The organism is Nostoc sp. CALU 546, assembly GCF_048836525.1.
Genome location: NZ_JAWJTF010000053.1, coordinates 21,411 through 42,639, shown reverse-complemented (window position 1 = coordinate 42,639; position 21,229 = coordinate 21,411). Strand labels below are relative to the sequence as shown.

General features: G+C 42.5%; 21 protein-coding genes and 27 tRNA genes. 9 read left to right on the top strand and 39 right to left on the bottom strand.

All coding sequences use genetic code 11. The annotated features are described in order from the left end of the window. Positions 1-3: 3 nt before the first annotated feature. The 4 genes from RRG12_RS23825 (at position 4) to RRG12_RS23810 (ending at position 3,124) form a co-directional block, all read left to right on the top strand. Entirely contained in the window at positions 4-741 is a 738-nt protein-coding gene (locus RRG12_RS23825) for a glutathionylspermidine synthase family protein (protein ID WP_420760899.1), read from the top strand. Between the two features lie 349 nt (positions 742-1,090). Then, positions 1,091-1,879 (top strand): hypothetical protein, encoded by a 789-nt coding sequence (locus RRG12_RS23820; protein ID WP_069068068.1) that lies wholly within the window; start codon positions 1,091-1,093, stop codon positions 1,877-1,879. Positions 1,880-1,998: 119 nt separating this feature from the next. Then, on the top strand, positions 1,999-2,802 hold the full coding sequence (locus RRG12_RS23815) for an aldo/keto reductase (RefSeq protein WP_190898884.1): 804 nt from the start codon (positions 1,999-2,001) through the stop codon (positions 2,800-2,802). 91 nt (positions 2,803-2,893) lie between these two features. Beyond that, positions 2,894-3,124: a hypothetical protein gene (locus RRG12_RS23810; RefSeq protein WP_069068069.1), complete on the top strand. Its 231-nt coding sequence runs from the start codon at positions 2,894-2,896 to the stop codon at positions 3,122-3,124. A 22-nt stretch (positions 3,125-3,146) separates the two neighbouring features. On the opposite strand, the gene RRG12_RS23805 is transcribed toward RRG12_RS23810, so the two are convergent. From RRG12_RS23805 to RRG12_RS23655, 31 genes are all read right to left on the bottom strand, one after another. Next, complete coding sequence (locus RRG12_RS23805) at positions 3,147-4,079, bottom strand: ParB/RepB/Spo0J family partition protein (protein ID WP_420760888.1); 933 nt, start codon at positions 4,077-4,079, stop codon at positions 3,147-3,149. After that, positions 4,066-4,707 (bottom strand): AAA family ATPase, encoded by a 642-nt coding sequence (locus RRG12_RS23800; protein ID WP_420760887.1) that lies wholly within the window; start codon positions 4,705-4,707, stop codon positions 4,066-4,068. Before RRG12_RS23800 ends, RRG12_RS23805 begins: the two co-directional genes overlap by 14 nt. Before the next feature lie 327 nt (positions 4,708-5,034). Continuing rightward, positions 5,035-5,117 (bottom strand) — tRNA-Ser (locus RRG12_RS23795). Positions 5,118-5,125: 8 nt separating this feature from the next. After that, positions 5,126-5,199: transfer RNA gene (locus RRG12_RS23790), tRNA-His, on the bottom strand. Between the two features lie 6 nt (positions 5,200-5,205). Next, positions 5,206-5,279, bottom strand: a tRNA-Ala gene (locus tag RRG12_RS23785). A 3-nt stretch (positions 5,280-5,282) separates the two neighbouring features. Continuing rightward, positions 5,283-5,358, bottom strand: a tRNA-Arg gene (locus RRG12_RS23780). Positions 5,359-5,364: 6 nt separating this feature from the next. Beyond that, positions 5,365-5,440: transfer RNA gene (locus RRG12_RS23775), tRNA-Val, on the bottom strand. A 5-nt stretch (positions 5,441-5,445) separates the two neighbouring features. Beyond that, positions 5,446-5,516: transfer RNA gene (locus RRG12_RS23770), tRNA-Gly, on the bottom strand. An 8-nt stretch (positions 5,517-5,524) separates the two neighbouring features. Further along, a tRNA-Thr gene (locus RRG12_RS23765) sits at positions 5,525-5,597 on the bottom strand. Positions 5,598-5,600: 3 nt separating this feature from the next. Then, positions 5,601-5,678: transfer RNA gene (locus RRG12_RS23760), tRNA-Met, on the bottom strand. Position 5,679: 1 nt separating this feature from the next. Beyond that, positions 5,680-5,753: transfer RNA gene (locus RRG12_RS23755), tRNA-Leu, on the bottom strand. A gap of 6 nt (positions 5,754-5,759) precedes the next feature. Then, positions 5,760-5,834 (bottom strand) — tRNA-Lys (locus RRG12_RS23750). 6 nt (positions 5,835-5,840) lie between these two features. Next, a tRNA-Lys gene (locus RRG12_RS23745) sits at positions 5,841-5,915 on the bottom strand. 4 nt (positions 5,916-5,919) lie between these two features. Then, positions 5,920-5,997: transfer RNA gene (locus RRG12_RS23740), tRNA-Leu, on the bottom strand. 20 nt (positions 5,998-6,017) lie between these two features. Further along, positions 6,018-6,091: transfer RNA gene (locus RRG12_RS23735), tRNA-Leu, on the bottom strand. Positions 6,092-6,094: 3 nt separating this feature from the next. Further along, positions 6,095-6,171: transfer RNA gene (locus RRG12_RS23730), tRNA-Pro, on the bottom strand. A gap of 5 nt (positions 6,172-6,176) precedes the next feature. Then, positions 6,177-6,254 (bottom strand) — tRNA-Leu (locus RRG12_RS23725). A gap of 9 nt (positions 6,255-6,263) precedes the next feature. Beyond that, positions 6,264-6,337 (bottom strand) — tRNA-Gln (locus RRG12_RS23720). 5 nt (positions 6,338-6,342) lie between these two features. Then, positions 6,343-6,417, bottom strand: a tRNA-Asn gene (locus tag RRG12_RS23715). Between the two features lie 9 nt (positions 6,418-6,426). Continuing rightward, positions 6,427-6,524 (bottom strand) — tRNA-OTHER (locus RRG12_RS23710). 6 nt (positions 6,525-6,530) lie between these two features. Then, a tRNA-Arg gene (locus RRG12_RS23705) sits at positions 6,531-6,604 on the bottom strand. Positions 6,605-6,610: 6 nt separating this feature from the next. Beyond that, a tRNA-Ser gene (locus RRG12_RS23700) sits at positions 6,611-6,698 on the bottom strand. A gap of 4 nt (positions 6,699-6,702) precedes the next feature. Beyond that, a tRNA-Tyr gene (locus tag RRG12_RS23695) sits at positions 6,703-6,784 on the bottom strand. 6 nt (positions 6,785-6,790) lie between these two features. Further along, a tRNA-Glu gene (locus RRG12_RS23690) sits at positions 6,791-6,864 on the bottom strand. A 5-nt stretch (positions 6,865-6,869) separates the two neighbouring features. After that, positions 6,870-6,940: transfer RNA gene (locus tag RRG12_RS23685), tRNA-Trp, on the bottom strand. Between the two features lie 108 nt (positions 6,941-7,048). Then, positions 7,049-7,122: transfer RNA gene (locus RRG12_RS23680), tRNA-Cys, on the bottom strand. 6 nt (positions 7,123-7,128) lie between these two features. Further along, positions 7,129-7,202: transfer RNA gene (locus RRG12_RS23675), tRNA-Arg, on the bottom strand. A 3-nt stretch (positions 7,203-7,205) separates the two neighbouring features. Next, positions 7,206-7,282, bottom strand: a tRNA-Glu gene (locus RRG12_RS23670). 3 nt (positions 7,283-7,285) lie between these two features. After that, positions 7,286-7,361 (bottom strand) — tRNA-Asp (locus tag RRG12_RS23665). A 200-nt stretch (positions 7,362-7,561) separates the two neighbouring features. Then, complete coding sequence (locus RRG12_RS23660) at positions 7,562-8,098, bottom strand: HNH endonuclease (RefSeq protein ID WP_420760886.1); 537 nt, start codon at positions 8,096-8,098, stop codon at positions 7,562-7,564. Between the two features lie 436 nt (positions 8,099-8,534). Beyond that, positions 8,535-8,963 (bottom strand): COG3650 family protein, encoded by a 429-nt coding sequence (locus tag RRG12_RS23655; protein ID WP_420760885.1) that lies wholly within the window; start codon positions 8,961-8,963, stop codon positions 8,535-8,537. Between the two features lie 141 nt (positions 8,964-9,104). Here RRG12_RS23655 and RRG12_RS23650 point away from each other — a divergent pair, with 141 nt between their 5' ends. From RRG12_RS23650 to RRG12_RS23635, 4 genes are all read left to right on the top strand, one after another. Beyond that, on the top strand, positions 9,105-9,311 hold the full coding sequence (locus tag RRG12_RS23650; RefSeq protein WP_100904372.1) for a hypothetical protein: 207 nt from the start codon (positions 9,105-9,107) through the stop codon (positions 9,309-9,311). Positions 9,312-9,636: 325 nt separating this feature from the next. Continuing rightward, the gene (locus RRG12_RS23645) at positions 9,637-10,017 is read left to right on the top strand and encodes a hypothetical protein (RefSeq protein ID WP_420760884.1); all 381 of its coding nucleotides are present in this window, start codon (positions 9,637-9,639) and stop codon (positions 10,015-10,017) included. Positions 10,018-10,725: 708 nt separating this feature from the next. Continuing rightward, complete coding sequence (locus RRG12_RS23640) at positions 10,726-10,911, top strand: hypothetical protein (protein ID WP_420760883.1); 186 nt, start codon at positions 10,726-10,728, stop codon at positions 10,909-10,911. A gap of 34 nt (positions 10,912-10,945) precedes the next feature. Beyond that, on the top strand, positions 10,946-11,308 hold the full coding sequence (locus tag RRG12_RS23635; RefSeq protein WP_069068075.1) for a hypothetical protein: 363 nt from the start codon (positions 10,946-10,948) through the stop codon (positions 11,306-11,308). A 115-nt stretch (positions 11,309-11,423) separates the two neighbouring features. On the opposite strand, the gene RRG12_RS23630 is transcribed toward RRG12_RS23635, so the two are convergent. Beyond that, positions 11,424-12,680, bottom strand: a complete 1,257-nt coding sequence (locus tag RRG12_RS23630; protein WP_420760882.1) for a tyrosine-type recombinase/integrase — start codon at positions 12,678-12,680, stop codon at positions 11,424-11,426. A 110-nt stretch (positions 12,681-12,790) separates the two neighbouring features. Between RRG12_RS23630 and RRG12_RS23625 the strand changes: the two genes are divergently transcribed. After that, positions 12,791-13,393 carry a hypothetical protein gene (locus tag RRG12_RS23625; protein ID WP_324981480.1) on the top strand — a complete coding sequence of 201 codons (603 nt, stop codon included), beginning with the start codon at positions 12,791-12,793 and terminating at the stop codon, positions 13,391-13,393. 200 nt (positions 13,394-13,593) lie between these two features. On the opposite strand, the gene dpdD is transcribed toward RRG12_RS23625, so the two are convergent. From dpdD to RRG12_RS23590, 7 genes are all read right to left on the bottom strand, one after another. After that, entirely contained in the window at positions 13,594-15,867 is a 2,274-nt protein-coding gene (gene dpdD / locus RRG12_RS23620) for a protein DpdD (protein WP_420760881.1), read from the bottom strand. Between the two features lie 165 nt (positions 15,868-16,032). After that, positions 16,033-16,557, bottom strand: coding sequence for a phospholipase D-like domain-containing protein DpdK (gene dpdK / locus RRG12_RS23615; protein ID WP_420760880.1), 525 nt, complete (start codon positions 16,555-16,557; stop codon positions 16,033-16,035). A gap of 6 nt (positions 16,558-16,563) precedes the next feature. Then, positions 16,564-17,010 (bottom strand): HNH endonuclease signature motif containing protein, encoded by a 447-nt coding sequence (locus tag RRG12_RS23610; protein WP_323322080.1) that lies wholly within the window; start codon positions 17,008-17,010, stop codon positions 16,564-16,566. Next, positions 16,980-17,249, bottom strand: coding sequence for a hypothetical protein (locus tag RRG12_RS23605; protein ID WP_104900801.1), 270 nt, complete (start codon positions 17,247-17,249; stop codon positions 16,980-16,982). The genes RRG12_RS23610 and RRG12_RS23605 overlap by 31 nt, the downstream gene beginning before the upstream one ends. 110 nt (positions 17,250-17,359) lie before the next feature. Further along, the gene (locus tag RRG12_RS23600) at positions 17,360-19,732 is read right to left on the bottom strand and encodes a reverse transcriptase domain-containing protein (RefSeq protein ID WP_420760879.1); all 2,373 of its coding nucleotides are present in this window, start codon (positions 19,730-19,732) and stop codon (positions 17,360-17,362) included. Between the two features lie 435 nt (positions 19,733-20,167). Continuing rightward, positions 20,168-20,710: a hypothetical protein gene (locus RRG12_RS23595; protein ID WP_420760878.1), complete on the bottom strand. Its 543-nt coding sequence runs from the start codon at positions 20,708-20,710 to the stop codon at positions 20,168-20,170. Then, the gene (locus RRG12_RS23590) at positions 20,707-21,201 is read right to left on the bottom strand and encodes a DUF4365 domain-containing protein (RefSeq protein ID WP_420760877.1); all 495 of its coding nucleotides are present in this window, start codon (positions 21,199-21,201) and stop codon (positions 20,707-20,709) included. The genes RRG12_RS23595 and RRG12_RS23590 overlap by 4 nt, the downstream gene beginning before the upstream one ends. Positions 21,202-21,229 lie beyond the last annotated feature (28 nt).

The following is a 21,229-nucleotide window of genomic DNA, read 5'->3' as shown; positions in this document are numbered from 1 at the left end:
TATATTGAAGAATCTGCCAAATATCTCAATAAATCTCCTGAAGACTGCAATATTATCTTTGCAGCCCTATCTGAAGCTCTCGAAGATATTGGTACTGTTGAATATTTAATGTCTTTGTGCCATTATCAATCTGCTTTTTGTCCAATCGAAAGTATTGCAATGGATGAGGATGGCTGCTACGACCATAGAGGTGAAGCAGTCGATATAATCTACCGCATATACCCAACAGAATGGATGGTAGAAGATAAAGACCCCGAATTTGGAGTAAGTCTCTGGGATTATTTTGAACCATTAGTCTATTCAAGGAAGCTAGCTTTAATTAATCCTGTCAGTGCTTTTGTAATGCAAAATAAAGCTTTAATGGCTTTAATTACAGAATTAGGAGTTGATTTTTTTAGTCAGAATAATTTGGCAGGATTTGAACATTTTCTACCTACATTTATGGAACAAGATAAAATCAATCCTCCCTTAGTGTCAAAACCCACTTGGGGGAGAGAAGGGAGAGAAGTTAAAGTTATTAAAAGTAATCAAGAAATAGCTTGTAACCCAGACCCAGAGTACGCTTATTTTGCTAAAATTTACCAAAAATATGCTGATTTACCAATTATCAAAGTAGAAGGAGAAGAGTATAGATTGCAGTTATCTTGCTTTTTGATCAATGGCGTTGCTGAAGGAGTGGCAGCAAGAATTGGTAAAGATGTGATTAATAATAACTCGAAATTTCTGCCAATTGGGTTTTAGGGGGAGAAGGGAAGAAACGGGAAAGTCGAATTTAGAATTTACCACCCAGCAGGCAAGGTAAGAAGGCGAACGCTTAACTTTGGGATTGAATCATGAACACGCTCTAAAGACTTGATAAAATTCTGAAAAGTCATAATTGTAGACAATTAAGATTGAATCAGACCATACTTGCAACTTACTGGGATTCCCAATTTGGGAATCTGGAAGTTTCGTTGTAGATTCCACTTCGGTCTGGTCATGCAGGGATCGCTCTTTTTCCTCATTGACTTGCTCAATATGACTGTGGTTTATATGCGTCGCTCTTTTTGGGATGTAAGCTAAAAGCACAAAAGATATGAGTTAACATCCTATGCAGCAGTCCACAAAAGGCAATTACCGGGATCTTTGGCGGCAGCTTGTTACTTTGGCTGCAATCTTTGGTGCTTTCGTTATCAACGTAGTATCGAACATTTTTCCGCTCAATGGACTCAGCATAGGGGAAATTTCCAATACTTTGTTTAAAAATGTCCTGATTATCCCTGCTAATTACGCCTTTGCTATTTGGGGGCTGATTTACCTTGGGTTGTTTGCTTTTGGGGTATACCAAGCTCTACCTGACCAACGAGATGACCCTGATTTACGTAAGACAGGTTATCTGTTGGTGATTGCCTGTGTTGCTCAAAGTATCTGGGTTTATCTGTTTTTGTCTCGGCTGTTTGCTCTTTCTGTAATTGCAATGCTTTTGATTCTGTTGCCCCTGATTGCTGTCTATGTGCAGTTAGAAATTGGCAATAAGCGTGTACCTCGGCTCAAGAAATGGTGTATTCAGTTTCCGATTAGCATTTATCTAGGCTGGATTAGCGTGGCAACCATTGTCAACGTAGCGTGTGCCTTGTATTTTCACGGGTGGAATGGTTGGGGGATTTCTGCTGTAATCTGGACTCTCATAATGTTATTGATAGCAACAGCAGTTGCAGCATTTATTGTCATCCAGCGTCGAGACATCGCTTATACAGGAGTAATACTCTGGGCATTGGTAGCGATCGCACTCAAACACTTTGATAACTCAATGCTCAGAAATGCTGCGTTGGTTTTGGCAATTGTCCTAGTTTTGACCGCTACGATTAACAGCTTACGCCCCCAACAAGAACATATTTAAGTGCGATGGCGTACCCGCCCACTGTAGGCTCACGCCCAAAAATTAACATTCATTGATGATGTCCTCACTAGCACCCTATTGGCGTAATACACTCAAAGTAAGAAGTCGGGTAGTTGACCGTGGAATTATCAACACTACAAGGACAACCAGCAAGTATTCTCGGTTTAGCAGGGCAATCGATAGATGCTGCAACTGTTTTGTTGGCATTTGAGGCGGGAATTAATTACTTTTTCTTTTACAATCTGGAATCTGAAAACTTTTTGGGTGGCTTAAAACCTCTGTTGCTAACAAAGCGTGAGCAAGTCTTGGTGGCAACGGGGAGTGAAAACCGAGATATACAATCTTTACGCCTTTACCTCGACTCTGTGCGCCATTGTTTAAATGTCGAAATGGTAGATGTATTTTTTATTGAATATGTCTCCCCTGCTGATGACATGACCCAGGTTCAGGTGTTGCTTGATGAACTTCGTTTGTGGAAGGATTCTGGACTTGTACGCTACGTGGGAGTTACCACACACAATCAAGCCATAGCTTTAGAAATGATAGAACGTCATCAGTGTGATGTGTTAATGCACCGTTACAATATGGCACATCGCAAGGCTGAACAAAACGTTTTGCCTGCCGCTCAAAAAGTTGGTATTCCCGTGGTGGCATTCACTTGCACGCGCTGGGGAACGTTACTCAAAGGTCATCACAACTGGTACGGAAAGTTACCCACGGCAGCAGATTGTTATCGCTATGCGTTAAATCATTCAGGGGTGCGTCTGGCGCTGACCGCCCCCAAAACTAGGCAGCAATTAGAAGAAAATCTTGCTGTTCTGTACGCACCCCAAATTGAAGCCCAAGAAGTAGCTAAATGGCACTCATACGGGAACTTAATTTATGGAACTGGGCAAGATGCGTTTGATACTCAATGGGTTTGAAAGGTGGAATGGTTGAGGGGAGCGATCGCACTGTGAGATAGCCACGTAATAGATGCTTGAATATAGAAGTCAACAAAAACCAATTATACCCATGTCAGAAATTGAAAACTTAGGAGTGAGTGTAGAGGAATATTTGGATGGATTGGCAGCAGGGATTGATGTTTTGGAATTGAAGCGGTTAGAAGCAAGGGGAATTCCCACAAACCTAGCTTTAGAAGTGATGGCGATTATGCCAAAGGTAATTGATGGCACGGCTACTCCTGAAGAGGTTGTCCGAGGGCTAATGATTATGTCGCCATCCTTAAGAGAGCAAATTGAATAGTTTCGAGAATTACCACATTGGTTTACTTTGGATTGTCGCCTTGCATCAGTGCATCCAACTGAGCTAACAACTTCTCTACTTTGGATTTTTTCTTCGGATCATCCCACACTTTAGCTTTTTTGAAGCGTTGAAAGGTATCATCAACGCGGTCTTTTATGGATGCTGATTCTGTTTGCTTTGATGACTCTGATTTAGACTGCTGCTCAATTTCTTGAATCTTACGCTTGATTTCGCTCAGTGAGAGATTGTAAGCGATCGCATCTTCTAAGAATTGAATTCTAGTTTTTTCATCTTGAATTCGGGCGATCGCTTTGGCTTTACTTGTCTCCAGTTTCCCCTGACGTAATACCTCTAAAATGTCACTGGGAAGATTCAGCAAGGGCAGACGATTGCTGATAAAAGAATCTAGCTTGATATTACCAAGGGAAGTAAGAACCTCCTGCACCACATCAATTACATCATTGCCAATAACGTTATTGGCAGCAGTTCTACCTCGCTGTTGATTTTGAATGTGATGTAGCAGTGGTGGTACTTCTTGGAGTGAAATCTTTAATTTGACAGCCAAAAGCCGCACAATCCCATCAGTTTCTTCAAGGTCAGTGAGTCCCGAACGAGCGAAGTTTTCAATTAGGGCAATTTCTAGAGCATCTTCATCACTGAGTTGACGAATGACTACAGGGACTTCTGCCAATTCCAGAATGTGTCCTGCTCTGTAGCGCTTTGCCCCTGCCACTACTTCGTGTTTGTCACTACCGGGAATAGGACGGACTAGGAGTGGTTCTAGAATGCCGTTTTTTCTGGCAGTAGCAACAATTTTGTCTACCTCTTCTGGGTCGATGTAGTACCGCAGTTCTGCTGTGGGCAGCACAATCAAACTGAGGGGCATAGTTGCCTTAGTTTGGTTAGCATCATCCCTAAAGATAAACTCTTCTACCATGCGTCTATCTCTTGCCATTGGTTACTCCCAAGGCTTCGGTAAAAAGTGCCTCAAAATCTTTGGCGGCGCGTTTAGCAGTTGCTCCTGGTAGTCCCCAAACCGTCGTGCCTTGCCCTGGTGCATCAGCAATTACTTGAAGGTCATACACCATTGTTTTTAGTAAAGGAAACCCTGTGTTTTTTTCGGATATTGCTCTTTGGGCATCTTTGAGTAATACAGTTCCTTTTTTTGCGTGATTTAAAAATAAACCAACATGGGGCATACCACCTCGCAGTTCTCTTGCCTGCCGCAAAATTCTTACCATCTTTGATGTACTGTGCATATCTAGACCTGCTGGTTTACAGGGTACTAGGGCTAGGTCACATCTAGATAAGATTGCCTTGGTTGTCTCGCTGAGGCTACCTGGCCCGTCTACAACTACAGCATCATATTGTTCTGCTAAAGTCGGCAGTTCATCAAATAAATCATCCGGGTCTATCATTGTTTTGCAGGGCAGTTGCAGGTCTTTCATCCAGTTAGTACTACTTTGTTGTGCATCTGCATCCACAATCATCACTGTTCCACGCTGGCTTAACCAATATGCCAAATGCCCAGATACGGTGGTTTTGCCTGCTCCCCCTTTTTGGTTCGTTAACCCGATAATCATAATTTTTCACGCATCTACGTGCTAAATTTACTACTGCGCTTGTATCCGTCACAATTAACTGTCACTGTTTATTTAGCAGCAATAGTATCAGTTTTTTTATGAGATGACTTGATAGTACTGCGATCGCATCCCATTTATGTGGTTTTGAAGATAGACCCGTTGCCAATAACGTTATTGGTAGAAATGCTTTTATTTAGAGAAGCTGATGCAAGTGAAAATCTTAGCTGGTATTGAGCCGATAGAAAAAGTAATCCACCAGGGAGGTACTGCCCCTCCTATGTCTGTGTTATCAGCACAGCGCCTCACTTTTCGGCTTCTGGTGGAAAGCGGAAGATGGAGGAATTGAACCCCCAGGTGTTACCCTGCTCTAGTTTTCAAGACTAGTTGCCCTCCCTTGAGCAGCATCTTCCATATAAGGGGTGTCTGGCGGGACTTGAACCCGTTATGACTGGTTCCACAAACCAGCGCCGCGACCACTTTGGCTTCAGACACCATCAATGGAATCAATGGGACTTGAACCCATAACCTCCTGCTTGCAAGGCAGGCGCTCTAGCCAATTGAGCTATGACCCCATGTGGCAGGAGTGACAGGATTTGAACCTATATAAAACCGTTTAGAAGACGGTTGCCTTATCCATTAGGCGACACTCCCATAAATTGGTAGCCCCGGCAGGGATTGAACCCGCGACTTCCTCTTTGTAAGAGAGGCACTCTCCCAACTGAGTTACAGGGCTAAGAAAGCGATCGACGAGACTCGAACTCGTACCGTGAGTTTGGAAGACTCTGATGCTGCCGTTACACCACGATCGCATTAGTCAAGCTGGTGACAGGAGTTGAACCTGCAACCTACTGATTACAAGTCAGTTGCTCTGCCAATTGAGCTACACCAGCATTTGGTAGCGGAGCCGGGATTTGAACCCGGTATGTGAAGGCTTATGAGACCCCAGAGCGCACCATAGCTCTATCTCCGCGATACCCCTGACTGGATTTGAACCAGCAACTTCCAAATTTTAAGTTTGGCACCTCTTCCACTTGGGTTACAGGGGCAAAATTTGGTGGGCGCTACAGGGGTCGAACCTGTGTCAGCCTGATTAAGAGTCAGGAGCATAACCGTTCTGCCAAACGCCCAAGATTTGGTGGGTCGCCCAGGGGTTGAACCTGGATAAGTCTGCTTAAAAGGCAGCTGCATATCCGCTCTGCCAACGACCCAATTTGGTACTCCCGACAGGAATTGAACCTGCAAAAATTCCGTCCCTCAAACGGAAGCGTTTACCAATTTCGCCACGGGAGTATGCTTGGGCAAATGCCCAGTACCCTTGGTGGGAGTTGAACCCACAAAATCTGGTTTCTAAGACCAGCACGTTTGCCAGTTTCGTCACAAGGGCAAATGGTCGGGATGGTAGGATTTGAACCTACGGCTCCTTGTCCCCAAAACAAGGCTTCTAGACCACTGAATTACATCCCGATATCTGGTACTCCTGACGGGAGTCGAACCCGTACACAGACTGTTTTTGAGACAGCCGCCTCTTCCAGTTGGGCTACAGGAGTATGTATAGGCTGGGAAGGAAGGAATCGAACCCTCAAACTTCGCATTCAAAGTGCGACGGCTTTGCCTATTTGCCTACTTCCCAATAAATGGCTGCCCCAGTAGGACTCGAACCTACAACCTCGCGGTTAACAGCCGCTTGCTCTGCCATTGAGCTATGAGGCAATGTGCCAGTCCCCCAGATCCGGATTGAACGGATGACCTCCTGTTCTTCTCCTATCGGAGACGCTACGCGAACAGACAGGCGCTACTACCAACTGAGCTACCGGGGGATAAGGCGAGAACGGAGAGAATTGAACTCCCAATCTTCAGTTTCGTAATCTGAGATGTTATCCAGTTACACCACGTTCTCATAAGGCGGAGAGAGAGGGAGTTGAACCCACAGTGAGATGATGAATCTCACGACTGTTTAGCAAACAGCTTGCCCTGCCAATAGCAATCTCTCCATAATGGGCCGGGCTGGAATTGAACCAGCAACACTGAACGCGGCGGTTTTACAGACCGTTACCTACACCAATAGGTGAGCCGACCCATGAGGCAGTGCCGACGGGAGTTGAACCCGCAAACCCAGGATTGAAAGACCTGTGGCTTTACCAATTTGCCTACGGCACCACAAACGCAGAGACTAGGATTTGAACCTAGAACAACAGTTTTGGAGACTGTGATGTTGCCGTTACACCATCCCTGCATTTGGTAGCAGTGGCGAGAGTCGTTCGCGCCAGTGTTCCCGAAGGGTACTCGCATATACCAAGTTATGAGCTTGGGGCTTTGCCGTAAATCGCTACACTGCAACGTTTGGAGTCCAGGGCGAGAATTGAACTCGCACAGTCGGTTTTGCAGACCAACACCCTACCATTAGGCGACCTGGACATACTACGAGGACGACAGGAATCGAACCTGTGACCACTTGCCTCGGAAACAAACGCTCTTTCCGACTGAGCTACATCCTCATTTGGAAGCCTTGACGGGAGTTGCACCCGCTTCTCCGTGCTTGAGAGGCACAGCGACTTGTCTATTTGTCCACAAGGCTACACGGGGATGATGAGATTTGAACTCACGGTCTTTCGCTCGACAGGCGACTGCTTTAAACCGGACTAAGCTACACCCCCACGTTGGATGGCAATTATTTAGTTTTCATGGTTCAGAAGTGTTTGCGCTATGCCTTTTTGAGAGGCTGTAGTGCTTTACTACATTTATGCTACATAATGTATTACAAGATGTCAAGGGCATACTACAAAATTTTTTGAGAACTGAGAGGGCAGTGTTATGTAATCGCGGTATTGCCCTCTCTGATTGAGTTTGAAGTAAATTACTCAGATTCACTTAGGCGTTGTGCGCTCCAAAACTGTTCAGCAAATGCTACTGCTGGGTGAATTGGGGCTTTAGGCTTACTTTTGAGAACCATTTCAGCTTCATGAGGTAAGCGATCGCTCTTAGTTGAATTACACTTCTCACACGCAGTTACAACGTTGTCCCAACTGTGCTGTCCACCTTTTGAGCGGGGTATTACATGGTCAAGCGTCAGATGCTTGCTGCTACCGCAGTATTGGCAGGTGTGGCTATCACGCTTGAGTACCTCACGCCGATTTACAGGTGGTACTTTCCAGTGGCGTTCGGGATTACCAACGGTCAAGCGAATATGTTCAGGAACTTGTAGTACAACACTGGGTGAGCGGACTTCCCACTGCTTTGTAGTGCCAAAATTCAACGATTCTGCCTGACCTGTGACTAATAGCACGATTGCTCGTTTAATGTTGATACGTGCTAGTGGTAAGTAGTTCTTGGAGAACACTACCACTGAATTTTGTAGTATTTGTGATTGCTGAAAAGGTGGTTGAGCTTCCATAAGTTGATTTACTCCTCAAAAAATAACCCCCGCCTCTGGTGAAAAGAAGCGGGGGTCACGTAGTTAATACTTTTTGACCTATGTCGGTGCTAGACAACATTTGCACCTCCCGCTTTGGATAAGTTGATCTGGATTCAGCCATCCGGCAATTGCTCCAAAAATACTTTCATGCTGCAATTTACAGCCGACAAAACAATACATTCCCTCAAACGCAAACAGCGCGAATACTCTGCCTAAACCCTTGTTGGGTCGGCAATGCATCACGCTGCTAATGGTTGAGGAGAATCTGCTTATCATTGAAGGTTTGTAGTATTTGTAATTGAGACTTATATCAATAATACAGTTGTAGTATGCGTTTGTCTACTGCACAATTCTGGGGACGGGCGAACGCTGCGTGAATGCCTTGGCGGTAAAGGCTAAATTTGCAGATGGGGCATCATTTTTTCTCAGCACAACCTTCTAAAACCTTATTCCCCAGGATAAAAATTGCCGAGTATGGATACTGTTTATCTGACATACCATCGCTACAGGCATCGACTTTTTTTATGATTAAGATATTGTTGCCTTTGCCTTGAAGTCGGTAAACTCGCACCAAGTCTGCGGGACGCGCCTCTGCTTTTAGAGGTGCAACGTAGGAGAAGGTTTGCTGTTTTGTGTCTGGCGAAGAGTAGACAATTCTCTTCTTGCTCACAGTAACACTCCAAAAGGGTTCTGTACCCCTAGCGATGAATTCTTCACTACTCGTAGTTTCTGCAACAACGAGACTATTGCTAGTAATAGATGATTCATTGGCAGTACTGGGACAGTTAGCTAGTAAGCTAGCGCCAAATAAGAGCAGAGTAACATAACAGATGAAACTTTTCATGTATCGAGGTATAGCTACTAATTTGCAATATTCTTGTATGTTATTGGACAACTGTAAATATACGGCACTCAAAAGACGTGGAACAGTTCTGCCCTAATGCTCCCCTCAAGTATCCGATTATCCTCTAAGAAATGGAGAAATATGATGGATGAAGACAAGCCCACAAAATCTAGAGTTATTACAGGAACATTTAAATATTGTAATTCTGGCAGAGAAGAAGAAAAAACAGTTACTTGTTTATTTACTGAAAGGTCAGAAAAGTTTGAATTAACAAAGGTGTATGTTGTTGAGTTTGGATGTGAGCTAATTTTTTGTAAATCAGATAACCACTTTTTAGTTAATGATTAGTGCGATGCCCACGGCACAATTTCCACAGTATAAATACTGTAATAATATGAAAATCCTAATTAAAATTTGGCTGAAACTTCTACTAGATGACACCCTTTATTTATTAGAAGAGGAGTGTTTTAAATAGATGGTAAATAGAAAACTTATCGTTTGGGAAGAAGATATTAATAATATTGAGCAGAATTGAATTAATGGCGTTGCTTGCCGCCGTAGGCATCGCTCCCACTTTCCTCTAAGAAAATTGTTTTATATAAAGGTGGGTAGAGTTTGAGATACTACTGCTACACTGTTGTTTTCAGTATTCTGTGAAACAGTAGCATATCAAATGACAAATTATCTTTTACCAGAAGACTTTAGGGTATACGTTAGTGACGAAGGGAGTGTTGTCAACTGGGCAACGCCTGGATATACAGAGAAAATTCTGCCCACCGTCAACAAGTATATGTTGCGAGATGGCGGTTATATTGCTTGTTATTCTCGCAATGAAGAAGGAAGTATTTATTCTGTTGGTGGTGGAATTTATGTAATGGGTCAAATCCGATTACAAGGTCGATACATTGGGCGGATATTTCACCCCTTGGGTTATGAGGGTAAAGATATTAGTGCTGCTGTTGAGTTCAAAACCCTTTGCAATCAAACATTTGCTGCTGCACGCAATGGCGGCTGGGCTGGTGGTGATACTGGCGGTTGGTTTGGAATCGAGTAATATCGTTTTTAATTTTCCGGAATCGCTAACTTTACTGTGGTAGTAACACACAGACAAGCAAATATAACGCACTTTCTATAATTAACCTTTGGGAATATACCCAACTCAAGCCTAGTCGTTATGACTAGGCTTTTGAGTTTGAGTCTGTTACCCGAAGAGTTAAAGCAGGTATCGCATTTACCACAACGATAACTGCCCCGGTGAAACATTAGACTTACCGCCTCTATGGTATAAAAGGTGACAAGCACTGCACAGAGCTATAAGGTTGCCTCTGTGATTATTTGCTGGATTTCTGTCCCAATGGTGTACCTGTAGCGTGTACACTCTACGTTTTGAGCGTGTAAGTTTTGCTGTGTTTTCTCCTGGGGGGATGCACTGTAACCCGCACTTTTGACAACGCCACTGGGCTTGTTGCTTAACTGAAGTGGCAAGTTCTGACCAATTGTCTGGGTACAGAGAATGGGTAAACGTCATCAGTGTAATTCAACTAAGGCTTGACCAATTGTAATGCGAATAGCAGCGCAAAAGCCTATTCTTCATCCTTATCGAAGGACACACAAGGACTATCAATTACAATTGCACTTTGGAATGAATTACAGAAAATGGCGGTTGAACAATTAACCCCAAACTCGTCAGGGTGAATGCACTGTATGGCTCCTTCTACATTGATATGAAAAGCACAGTCATTGCAAATAGTTTTAAATGGCAATGGTTGACAGTCGATTGAGTCGGACATCAGCTAATTTCGAGTTCGGTATCGGGGATGATGATAATATTTTAAATTTGCAGCATAACTTAATATATAGCGTTGGGCAATCGTCTGGTGGAGCAAGCTTATCGCCCTCATTAATCGAACTCTCCAAAAAAGTTAACCAAGAGAAAGCAACAAGGTGAAACAATAGTGTGAAACTCTTCATCCTACTTATCAATGCTCAAATTTACACGCTTTCACTTCGCCATTATTAGCAGTGCGTTGCTTTCATTTACAATAAGTGCTGGTGTACCTGCTGCCAATGCCCAATCCCAACAATGTGAAGCTGAATCCGTTTCAATTTCCCGCAGTGGAAAAATAGCCACGGAAATTACATTTGTCAACCAGCGAAGCACACCAGTAAGATTATATTGGCTTGATTACTCTGGTCAACGGAAGTTTTACGCCTTAATTGCTCCAAATAAGAGAATTACTCAAAGCACCTATGTAACTCATCCTTGGGTAATTACTGGTACTAAAAACAACTGTCTGGGTGTTTATTATCCTGATGGACAACCGCGCATAGTAGAAATTCTCTAACGCCCCAAAGCGATGCAAAAGGCGGCAAGCTACGCACTCCCTCTACTCATCATCATCATCATCTGGCAAATACAAGGCGCTGCTATCAGTTGGTCTAGCATGGAGATACATTTCCTCAAAATCTCGGCAGCACTGTACCGGTTCCCGCATCCTTCTTCACTCTTACATACCCCTTGGTAGTATCGCTCTTGCTATGTCCCAACTGGTCTTGCACCTGAAAAAGCGGTTTACTCTCCACCGCCCTCGTTGCATGAGAATGCCGCAACCAGTGACACGAAAACTTCACCTTCGCCACCTCAGATATATCCTGAATCAACTTTTTAATTGCCCGATCGCTCAACGGCAACCCCCTTTTTGCTGGGTCAGGTGAGATATTGGCAAACACGGGCATCTTATCACTAGCCATCCCCCGGTACTTTTTGAGAACGAGCGAAGTCTGATGGTCTAAGCCAATCTCGCGGTACTTGCCACCTTTGCCTCGGAACTTAATCGTATAGTATCCCCGGTTTCTATCCTCTGGTGTCGGGTCGGGATACCACTGGAAATTATGCCAATATAACCCCGGATAATCTTCCTTGGGTTGGCCCGGTTCATCACCTGGAACCGTCACGCGACCCACTTCACCAACCCGCATCCCACTGTAAAAAATCAAACTAAAAACTAGCCAATACTTACCCCCCAACTGCTTGGCTGCATCAGCTAGCTTCTTCATCTCGAAATCTTCTAGATATCGCTCTGCCTTCGGTAAATTACTGAAATTGTCGTAATTTATACTACTTGCTATATTCCGCAAAAAATAGCCAATACTCTCCCCGCTCCCATAGCTCCACAGCGATCGCAATATCAGCACTCGGTTACTTTTAGTATAAGGGGAAATCTCACCCCAACTAGCAATAAATTCGAGTAATTTTGGCTGCTGTAGCAATCTTAAATCAGGTATACCTTCATGACGTACCCAATCAAGCAATTTTTGACCAAATCGGTAGTATTTTCGTTTAGTTTGTTCGCGGTTTTGGCTTCCAGCCCAAGCCAAAATTAACTCCTCATCATTACCCACCGCAGGCGTGCGGTAATAATATTGCCGAATTACCTCCTCTACCAATTCTGGAGTTACTTGAGCATTAGTGTTTTTAATTACACTTGGTTGGGGAGTAGCAGGCAGAATTTCTACAGAGCCAATCTCAATATTAGTAACATCCATCTGGTCTTTAGGGTTACGCGACCATAAAAATATAGCTTCCTGGAAGTGATGTTTCAGGAAGCTTTTATATTCTACGACAACGCCGTGGATATGCCGGCACTCTTCGTTAATAATTCCAAAAGCCTGCACAAAAGTAGCAATATCCCTTCTAGGGCGAAAGACCCAAAACACGGCGGACGATTCCCGAACGGGTTTGTGCTTGAATCACCAATCCCTGATATGTTGATAGCATTGCTATCTACTTGATATCGATAGCTGTTGCTATCAATTGCGATATCACTATGTCTGACGAGAACAAACCCAGCGAGATGATCCGCGTACCCACTCCCCTGATTCCAGCAGTTAGGGAGTTATCCCGGCTGCACCGACAAGGACGAACAAGCGAGTTGCTTCACTCTTTGGATGAATTAATACTGGCGTTGGACAGTAACAGTAGAAGCGCCAACCCTACTTCCCAAACGATATTAGCTATTTGCGAACGACTGGATAAGCTGGAATCACAGAACTTCGGTGAATCTAATAGCAACGAAACTGGAGCAATCCATAATCTCGCCGATTTAGAACAAAAAATTGAGGGGATGACAGCCCGAATGACACAGTTTACCGAGGCGATTATTAAAATTCAAAATCATCTCAACAACCAACCAAGGCGGCAGAAGAAATCGTACTATAACAATTCATCCTATCAAGGGCATACTCCGCGAATCCAACCATTAACGGAAGAAGGTTTAGCTTCAAGACTTGGTGTAAATGTAGAAACTATACGTGAACAGCGAATTAATCTGCATCCACCGCTTTTTGTGGCATGGTGCAAGGGCAAGGATAGATCAGGTATGGGGTGGGAATTTAACGAAAATACGGGGTTATATCATCCGGCAAGTTAACGGCGCTCTTGCGATCGCCCCTAGTCTATTAGCTTGAACATGCCAAATATTCCCTAACTCACATCTTGCACCTAGCCTTAGCGATTATAAATCGCGGCTATATAAACGAAGAAACGAAGTCCGCCTGGTATTGTGAAGACTAACGGAAAATCAAGGTTCAAAACCCGCCTGCGCGGGTTTTGCCTGTGTAGCCGCGACTTCTAGTCGCCTGGTGCAAGATATAAGCTAATCGCACGCAGCATACTTGCACTACCTTTACTGTTAACCAAAAGAATCGGCGCAAGATGCGATGGACGATTCGCTTCAATAAAACCTGTGGCTGCGTGTTTAGCACTAGCCGTCACCATCACAACAATGTCAGAATTTCTCACCCACTGACGCAGCCTATCATTACCTCCCTTGTCATGACTGAGATAAACTGTCACTTCTTTACAAGCTGCTTCTAAAATACTTTTTACTCTGATTGCTGCGGTTTCTGTGAGAGTGTAAATAAGAACAGATTTACTCTTGAGTTTTTGGAAAATATTCACCTCAACTTCCAGATTTTGCTCGACTAAACTCGCTGGTTCGTCAAGCAAATCTGGAAACGATTCTCCTAAGTGTAAATCTTTTACCAAAGCGCGAAAGATTCCTCTTTGCACTTCATCAATACGTTCTGTAAAACGGCGTAGAGTTTCAGCCGTAGCAAATAGAAGTTGTTCGCGCTTTTCTAGGACTGGGCAGGGATATGATATTAGTACATCAATTAAGTCAAGCATCCAATCAACTTTTTTGGGTGAGGCGAACCTGTCCCAAAGCTCCAAAGCATAGTCTACAATCTCTGTATATTTTGCTGTATTAACTCCCAAAGTTAAAATAGCGATCGCTAAATCATTGAACAAAACCAAATCAACATCCCCACCCTCTGTACTCAGGACTAGCAGTTCTAGCAATGAGTAATAAAGGCTGAGAAACTCGCTACGGGGAAATTGCTCATCTTTCTGAAAAAATCCTAGCAAGTAAGGAAGCGCATCGTGCAGGATAGACTCAGCTGTTGAGCCTACTTTACTTAACAATTCGTCAAATTCTGCCACCGCCTGTGGTTGCATCAGCAAGCTAGTGACATCCCACTCGGCAGAACCCTGGCGTGCAGTGTATAACGCTCGTTCCCAGGTTGGCTTTTTATCAAGTTGCGATAACCACTCCAACCAATTCGTTGGGACAGATAAAGCTGTTGGGGTGTCTTTTGTTGTACCTTTTTGGCTTCCCCGCAGTTGAGTAAGAAAATCTTGGTTCCAACGTACCTTTAGCAAGGCTGTTTGCTCGTCAGCAGTCAACTCGTCAAAGGCTTGCAATACAGCTTTTTCCACCGCCAAAGTTTGCAACTCGTAGGCGCATTGAAGGAGCAAGCGAACTTTCTCTTTCGACGACGTAGCATTACAAAGCAATGAAAAAGCTTGATCAAAGTCTCCATTTTTGGATAGCTGTTCGGCTTGTTGCAGGGGGTCGCCTTCGCTGTTCGGGGTAGCATCTTTTAGCAGTGCAGCTAACCTTTGCAAATAGCTGCGGTGAGTTTCTTCAACTTCCCCAATTGCCAGCAGTTCGTCTCGAAGTGCAGGTTTCGTTGGTTCTCCACCCACCGCCAGCAGCATAAATAATTTCAATACTTCCGGGATTTTACTACCTGCACGGACAGCAAAAAGATTGTTGTAACGGGGGAAAACTACTTCTTGGAAATAGGCTACAGCACTGCCTGGGGCGTTATTGTCCTCAAAATGTTGTAGTTCAGTGCAGTATACTGCCTTCAGCAGAGCTTGGGTAACGGCGAAGGGGCGGCGAACCTGTAAAAGATTGCCTAGTTCCGGGAGGGTAAGCAACTCATTCCATTGCTCTAGTTCTGCTAAGAGTTGCACCCGCAGAAACAGCAGATTCAGCGCATCCAGACGATGCTGGTCTACAAGGTATTGTAGTGAGTTTTCCGCAGCAATGCGATCGCCTGCTTGCAATGCCATATAAAAGTCCCGCAGTACGCGACCTGTGGGACGGGGAATATCTGCGATCCGTTTCACCCGTCTCTCACTCACTCGGCGCATCTGCTCTAGTGCTTCCCAAACATCTGTCGCTTGTCCGCACAGTTTGACCGCAGCGCCTCCAGTAAATTCGTAAACTGCTAATTCTATAGGGTCTTGGGGGTTTAGTTGCGCTCTTTGTCCACGAAATGTCGAATATGTGGGGCCAACAAACGCCATTAATTCTTCACTCAAACGGCGTAATTGGCGTTCCGAAAAGGCGATGGCGTACCAATCTACACTCTCGGAACGCCAGCAGGGAAGAATTGTTGGCTGAGGTTCGCCTTTGGTCAACAACTCGACCCAAGGACGGATTTTGGCTTGTTTTCCTTCGCCACGTTCAATCTTGCCAAGGTCAAATTTGTTGTCAGTGCCAAAAAACTGCTCTAGGAAGTGGCGGATATCTGCATTGCTAGTATTAGTCATCGCTTTTGAATATCACATATTGGCATTGTATAAATGCGGAAGATTTGTATCACGCAGAGACGCAGAGGCGCAGAGAGAATAGGGAGTTTTAGATTTCAAGAGATAAAATTTCATTCCATGATTCACCAACGGCTACTTTTTAAATTACGAATTACGAATTACGAATTACGAATTACGAATTACACCCCATCGGTTAGTAAAAATCAACTGTTGTTCAGCGATCGCTTCTGGGGATGTTTCATAAGTTACAACTTCCTCATTGATTGTAATACCGTTGTAGGTAAAGTTCATCGAACCTGCAAGATAATACCCATCTCCCAGGATACCTTTTGCGTGGAGTTCTTCGGTAATGTGGAATCGCACGGGAACGTCCTGATAATCAGTTCTGACTTTGATTTGTTCAATAAATCTATGGTTGTGAGAGTCGGGACGGGTAGCAATGTGTACAGTCGTTCCCCGTTCAGCTAGGGTGGCGAGGACTTGGGAGAGGCGAATGCGGGAACGACTCCATGAGGGTTCTAAGCATAGGAAGGTGTTGGCGGTGTTATCGATAACGGGGATGTCAGATATCCACGGTGAAACAAGCCAAATGTATTGGCTGGGGGTGATAAGTTCGGCGACGAAGATTGTTTGGAGTAAGTCAGGGATTTGGCGGGAACTTAGGCGGGAGTGAATATAGCGGGATGACATTTCTTCTTATTCCTGACGTGGATCTAACTGGGGCGGATGCCAACCCGCTTCTACCCAAAAACGACGAGCAACTTGAATCGAAGGCTCATCCCGACGTTCATCATTGAAGTCAAAGCGATGGCTAGTAGCTCTCCCTGTAGAAGTTGTACCTACAATTTTTGTCCCGTCTTTTGTCCAGATAAAATGCTCAGACCATTGTTGCTGACGGGGATGAAATAGAGGGACTTGTTTTTGAGTGTTGGGATCAGTACCTACTGTAAAATTATAGTGACGCTCATTACAGCGATGACAAGCTAATGCCAAATTATCCAATTCATCAGAGCCACCCAAAGACTGCGGCATGATATGGTCAATGGTAAAACGGTCTGGACTCAAGTATTCTGGAGAGTGACAGTATTCGCAGAGATATTCAGCTCGTTTTCTTACAAGTCTTCGAGTTTGTTCGGACACCATTTACTTTTGGCTGCTAGTTGAGCGTTAATCAAGGTAAATATTCGCTCAAGTTCGGAAATGCCTACATATTCAGCTTCTTCTTCAGGAGTGAGCGCATCAGCTTTTTTCTTCTGCAACAGTTCTTCAAAGCGAGACTGTAGCTCATCGGTAAATTTAAAAAGATAAATATCACCGAATTCGCTCATCCTGATACCAGAAGACATTAAGGATGAGGGTTGAACCATCAATTGAGTAGTCATTGTGTGTTCACAGTGCCTTTGCTTCTATTGTGCCTCAATTAATCAATGATTATAACGGTGTGGGTGGGTGCGATCGATAAATTTTCATATTTGGACGATTGGTTTATTCATCATGTTGTTGATACGGTAACAGAAGTAGTAGGAGCAGGAACAGGAGACGAATTTAGCCAAAAATTAAAAATTTCTTGGAGAGCAACATTGAGTTTTTTACAAAAAAACTTTGTTTCTTCAATAGTAATCTTTTTGGAGTGTGATTTTGTTTTTTTATCTACTGGATGATCAACACGGTTCCGCATAGAGCCAAGTTCTTTCCAAGTTTCGTGGCCATTTGGAAGGGAAGCTGTGAAAACTTTTCTGTCTGTCAGAGATGCATAGCCATCATGTAATCCTGATTCTGAAGAAAAAGCATATTCATAAAAAGCAATTAAAGTAAGATGTGCAAATTGATGGAAAGTTCTGATATAAGCATTAGGTGATTTATGATAACTACTTACAGATTCTCGTAACTGCTCAACTGCTCTTTCGTAATGGACGCCATAAAACAGATAAAGATTGCTGTATGAAAATGAAACGTCATACATGGTTGAAAGTGTTTGATAGATAAAGCATATTTTGGGTGCGTCTGGTGATAAGCCAACATCTCTAACTAAATCTGATAGCTTGCTTATTTCTTGGTGATATGGCTTTAAATCATCCCAAGTAACTCTACATTTATTCATTTGTAGAAGATAAATAGCTAACCTGTGTAATATAGGGCTTTTGTCAGTACAAATTAAACGAAATAAGGCTAAAAGCTTATCATGTGATTTAATCCTCTGAAAAGCACTATAAGCTAACTCTTGTCTCAGCAGTGATGAAGCTTCTGGATCATCTTTAGTATTATGCTGTTCTTGCTGCAAGCATTCCATAAAATAGGAATGTTGAGCAGGAAGTTTTCCCAATATTCGTGCAGCTATCATTCTGGCATACCAATCTAGTCGAGTATCAGCTAGCCATTCTCGGCATAGGAATGAAGTATTTTTAGCTCCACTAATTTGATATAAAGACCATAGTGAATTGGCACGATGCCAAGAATATACCTTATGCTTATTTATAAAATTTTGCAATTCTTCTATAATAAATAAATCGTTTTTAAAACGTCCTAAACAATAACATACAGCTTCAGAACGCCAAGGCAGTCTGTCAAGTAAATCTATTATTTGCTTACGTATTGACTCATGAGGTTCTAGTCGGTATAAGCAAAACGTGAGATTTGATTCTGCTTCTTTACTTTTGTCTAAATTGTCTAAAAGTGAATAAGCTTCTAAAAATATCTCACGAAATTGCTCTTGCAGTTTTTCATTTCCATCTGTATCTATATTCAGATTTCTATTTGAAGAGGATATTTCAACCTCTTCTTCATCTAAACCTTCATCAAAATCTTCATCTAAATCAGGATAGATATTTGATACTTTTGTTTCTTCGTCTATACTATCGGTATTTGTTTTCTTAACATAATCTGCCGCTAATTCAGCCTGTTCACTTTGAGAAATAGTAGGCTCTTTAATTAGAGTATATTCTCCTGTTCCCGTGGGATCTGTAATTATAAAGCGTAAATGTGTAATTTCTTTATTTATATCCTCTATTTCATGAATGCTAGTTTTTGTGACCTGAGCTACTAATCCAGCCCGCTTAAGCTCTAAATCAAAAAGAATTAGTCCTTGCTGAACAGTTTGCTTGTCAAGTCCTAGAATACGTATATCGTCTACATAGCGTACATAATTATATCCTTGACAAATCATGATCTTATCAAGTTCATATAAAAATAAATTTGCTAAGAAATCAGAAGCATTACTACCTTGAGGAATTCCACGACTCATTTTTACATCTGCTGTATGTGCTGACCATTTTGAAAGACATTCTCTCAAGAGATTTTCAAATTTACTATCTCTTTTACATCTACAATATTTCCATAGAATCTGAATAAGTCTTTCGTGGTCAATAGTGTCGTAAAAAGACACAATATCTGTTGAAGCAATCCAAGAATTCCCCTTACGGTATAATCTTTCAACAGAATTAACAAAGTTATTATATTGTTGTTTCCAGGGACGGAGCATCCAGCGTTTACCTGAACCAGCATAAATATTACCAAAAATATGTTGATTCTGGTGAGTCACCAGATATTGATGACTTTCGTCAGCAATAACATTAACAACAGCTTGGTAAACAATAACATCAGGTACAGCCATCAACGACATTGTTCTCAATGTCGTTGATGGTTTGGGAACATACACTTTATGATCTGCTAGCGGTGTATAGGGAAAATCTTCCGCTTGTACTTGCCTTATTAAATCTTTTAAATTAGCTTCGAGATTAAAGGCAAATATTTTAAATCCCAACTCATCAATAATCATACGGCTAGTAACATTAATTGTTCTTTGCCAAGCCAGCAGAAAATTATCGTAAGTTAGAAATTTATCCCACAAATTTTCAGAAAATGTCATTTTTTATATTTATTACTTAGTCAATAAAATGTAAATTATCAAAGGCTTGTACTTATTTCAGTCCTTTCCTAAGAGAAGTTTTTAGTCTAGGATTAGAATCATAAAAAATAAAATAAGTGACTCTAAATCATAATATTAATTTAAGAAGTATACTCACTAAGTATACATAATTTATACTAAAAATATTTTTGTACACATGATCGCTGCACTACCTCCCGCACTGGCAGCCTCACCCGAAACCTTCGCGGATACCTCTGTACCCCCTCCACCAATGGATAAACCTGCAAAAATCAAAGTTCCATAGGTTCAACTGCTAAACTCAACATTGCTGATCTCAAATTATTCTGTGTATTAGGAGACACTATCAGCGAAACCGAAGTACCTTGCTTATCAGAACTTATCTAGAAAACACCTAAAAATATTGATAGGTCGGAGTTAGATTTTGTCAATTCGCAAATTTTGAGGATTTTTAAGAATAAAACGATTGCCTTCTCTGACTAAATCACCTGTGCAGCGAATTGGTAAACGCTCCTGATAGGCTTTAATCGCTAAGATATAATCATGGTCTGCTAGTTCAGTTTTAATTTCTTGCAACTTATCAAAAACTGTACATAGTAAAGTAATTTCTCCACTCAGTTTATCAATTTGAGGAGTGGCAATTTGCATAACCACACCTTGTACGGTGAAATTGGGATAGTTGGTAATAAATTCACTTAATATATCAACTTGGTCACGATTTTCTACTATCTCTAATGTTTTTAATATATCGCTGATTCTTTCAGCATAATCTCCTAAACTATGTTGAAGAGGTAACAAGATTTCATATTCATCGGCGGCATCTTTTTTCAGTCGCCAAATTGCCCCGGCATTATTATATATACGCCCTGTTTCACGCCAACCAGTAGCTAGCAAGTGTGCCTGTAGCACATCAGGGTTAACAGTTTTGAGTATTTCACTATCTTTGATAGTAACTTTCATGGCAAATCTCCAAAACTAATGCGTTGAATGATGGCTTGGAGTGCATCTGGCGTAAACTGATTACTACGGGGTACTTCAATAGTAACATTGGTTGTATTTTCGGTGTCTGGCATTCCGCGCAAGGATACCCAGTAAGCACAATGTCTCAGACACAGTTCGGATTCTGTTTGTTTTATCCAGTCTGTTATTTTTTCGGGAACTAAAACGACTACTAAAATCCGAGGGACAAGGGCATTGATTTTTAAATCGTTATAATTTTTGAGATTGAGGGGATATTTAATATAGCTCTCATCCAGAATACCTCTAGATGTACATTTTAGTTGTAGTTCTAGTCTAGGGGAAAGGATTTTACCTGTACCACCTCTACTTACTATGCCTAAATCTACGCTGTCGTTATCAACTTCTGGTCTATATAAAGAATAACCTGCAACGGCGGCGATCGCTCTAATATAGCTGATGCTAAATTGTTCTTTTTGTTGGTTAATATCCATATTGTGTTGGATGGTCAGACTTTATCTT

Coding starts and splice junctions, on each gene's coding strand:
- RRG12_RS23610 (WP_323322080.1), bottom strand. CDS start 17,010: ATGGTGTCCGAACAAACTCGAAGACTTGTAAGAAAACGAGCTGAATAT.
- RRG12_RS23645 (WP_420760884.1), top strand. CDS start 9,637: ATGACAAATTATCTTTTACCAGAAGACTTTAGGGTATACGTTAGTGAC.
- RRG12_RS23595 (WP_420760878.1), bottom strand. CDS start 20,710: ATGAAAGTTACTATCAAAGATAGTGAAATACTCAAAACTGTTAACCCT.
- RRG12_RS23625 (WP_324981480.1), top strand. CDS start 12,791: ATGTCTGACGAGAACAAACCCAGCGAGATGATCCGCGTACCCACTCCC.
- dpdD (WP_420760881.1), bottom strand. CDS start 15,867: ATGACTAATACTAGCAATGCAGATATCCGCCACTTCCTAGAGCAGTTT.
- RRG12_RS23590 (WP_420760877.1), bottom strand. CDS start 21,201: ATGGATATTAACCAACAAAAAGAACAATTTAGCATCAGCTATATTAGA.
- RRG12_RS23635 (WP_069068075.1), top strand. CDS start 10,946: ATGCTCAAATTTACACGCTTTCACTTCGCCATTATTAGCAGTGCGTTG.
- RRG12_RS23650 (WP_100904372.1), top strand. CDS start 9,105: ATGATGGATGAAGACAAGCCCACAAAATCTAGAGTTATTACAGGAACA.
- RRG12_RS23820 (WP_069068068.1), top strand. CDS start 1,091: ATGCAGCAGTCCACAAAAGGCAATTACCGGGATCTTTGGCGGCAGCTT.
- RRG12_RS23605 (WP_104900801.1), bottom strand. CDS start 17,249: ATGACTACTCAATTGATGGTTCAACCCTCATCCTTAATGTCTTCTGGT.
- RRG12_RS23600 (WP_420760879.1), bottom strand. CDS start 19,732: ATGACATTTTCTGAAAATTTGTGGGATAAATTTCTAACTTACGATAAT.
- RRG12_RS23640 (WP_420760883.1), top strand. CDS start 10,726: ATGGTTGACAGTCGATTGAGTCGGACATCAGCTAATTTCGAGTTCGGT.
- RRG12_RS23655 (WP_420760885.1), bottom strand. CDS start 8,963: ATGAAAAGTTTCATCTGTTATGTTACTCTGCTCTTATTTGGCGCTAGC.
- dpdK (WP_420760880.1), bottom strand. CDS start 16,557: ATGTCATCCCGCTATATTCACTCCCGCCTAAGTTCCCGCCAAATCCCT.
- RRG12_RS23810 (WP_069068069.1), top strand. CDS start 2,894: ATGTCAGAAATTGAAAACTTAGGAGTGAGTGTAGAGGAATATTTGGAT.
- RRG12_RS23660 (WP_420760886.1), bottom strand. CDS start 8,098: ATGGAAGCTCAACCACCTTTTCAGCAATCACAAATACTACAAAATTCA.
- RRG12_RS23800 (WP_420760887.1), bottom strand. CDS start 4,707: ATGATTATCGGGTTAACGAACCAAAAAGGGGGAGCAGGCAAAACCACC.
- RRG12_RS23805 (WP_420760888.1), bottom strand. CDS start 4,079: ATGGCAAGAGATAGACGCATGGTAGAAGAGTTTATCTTTAGGGATGAT.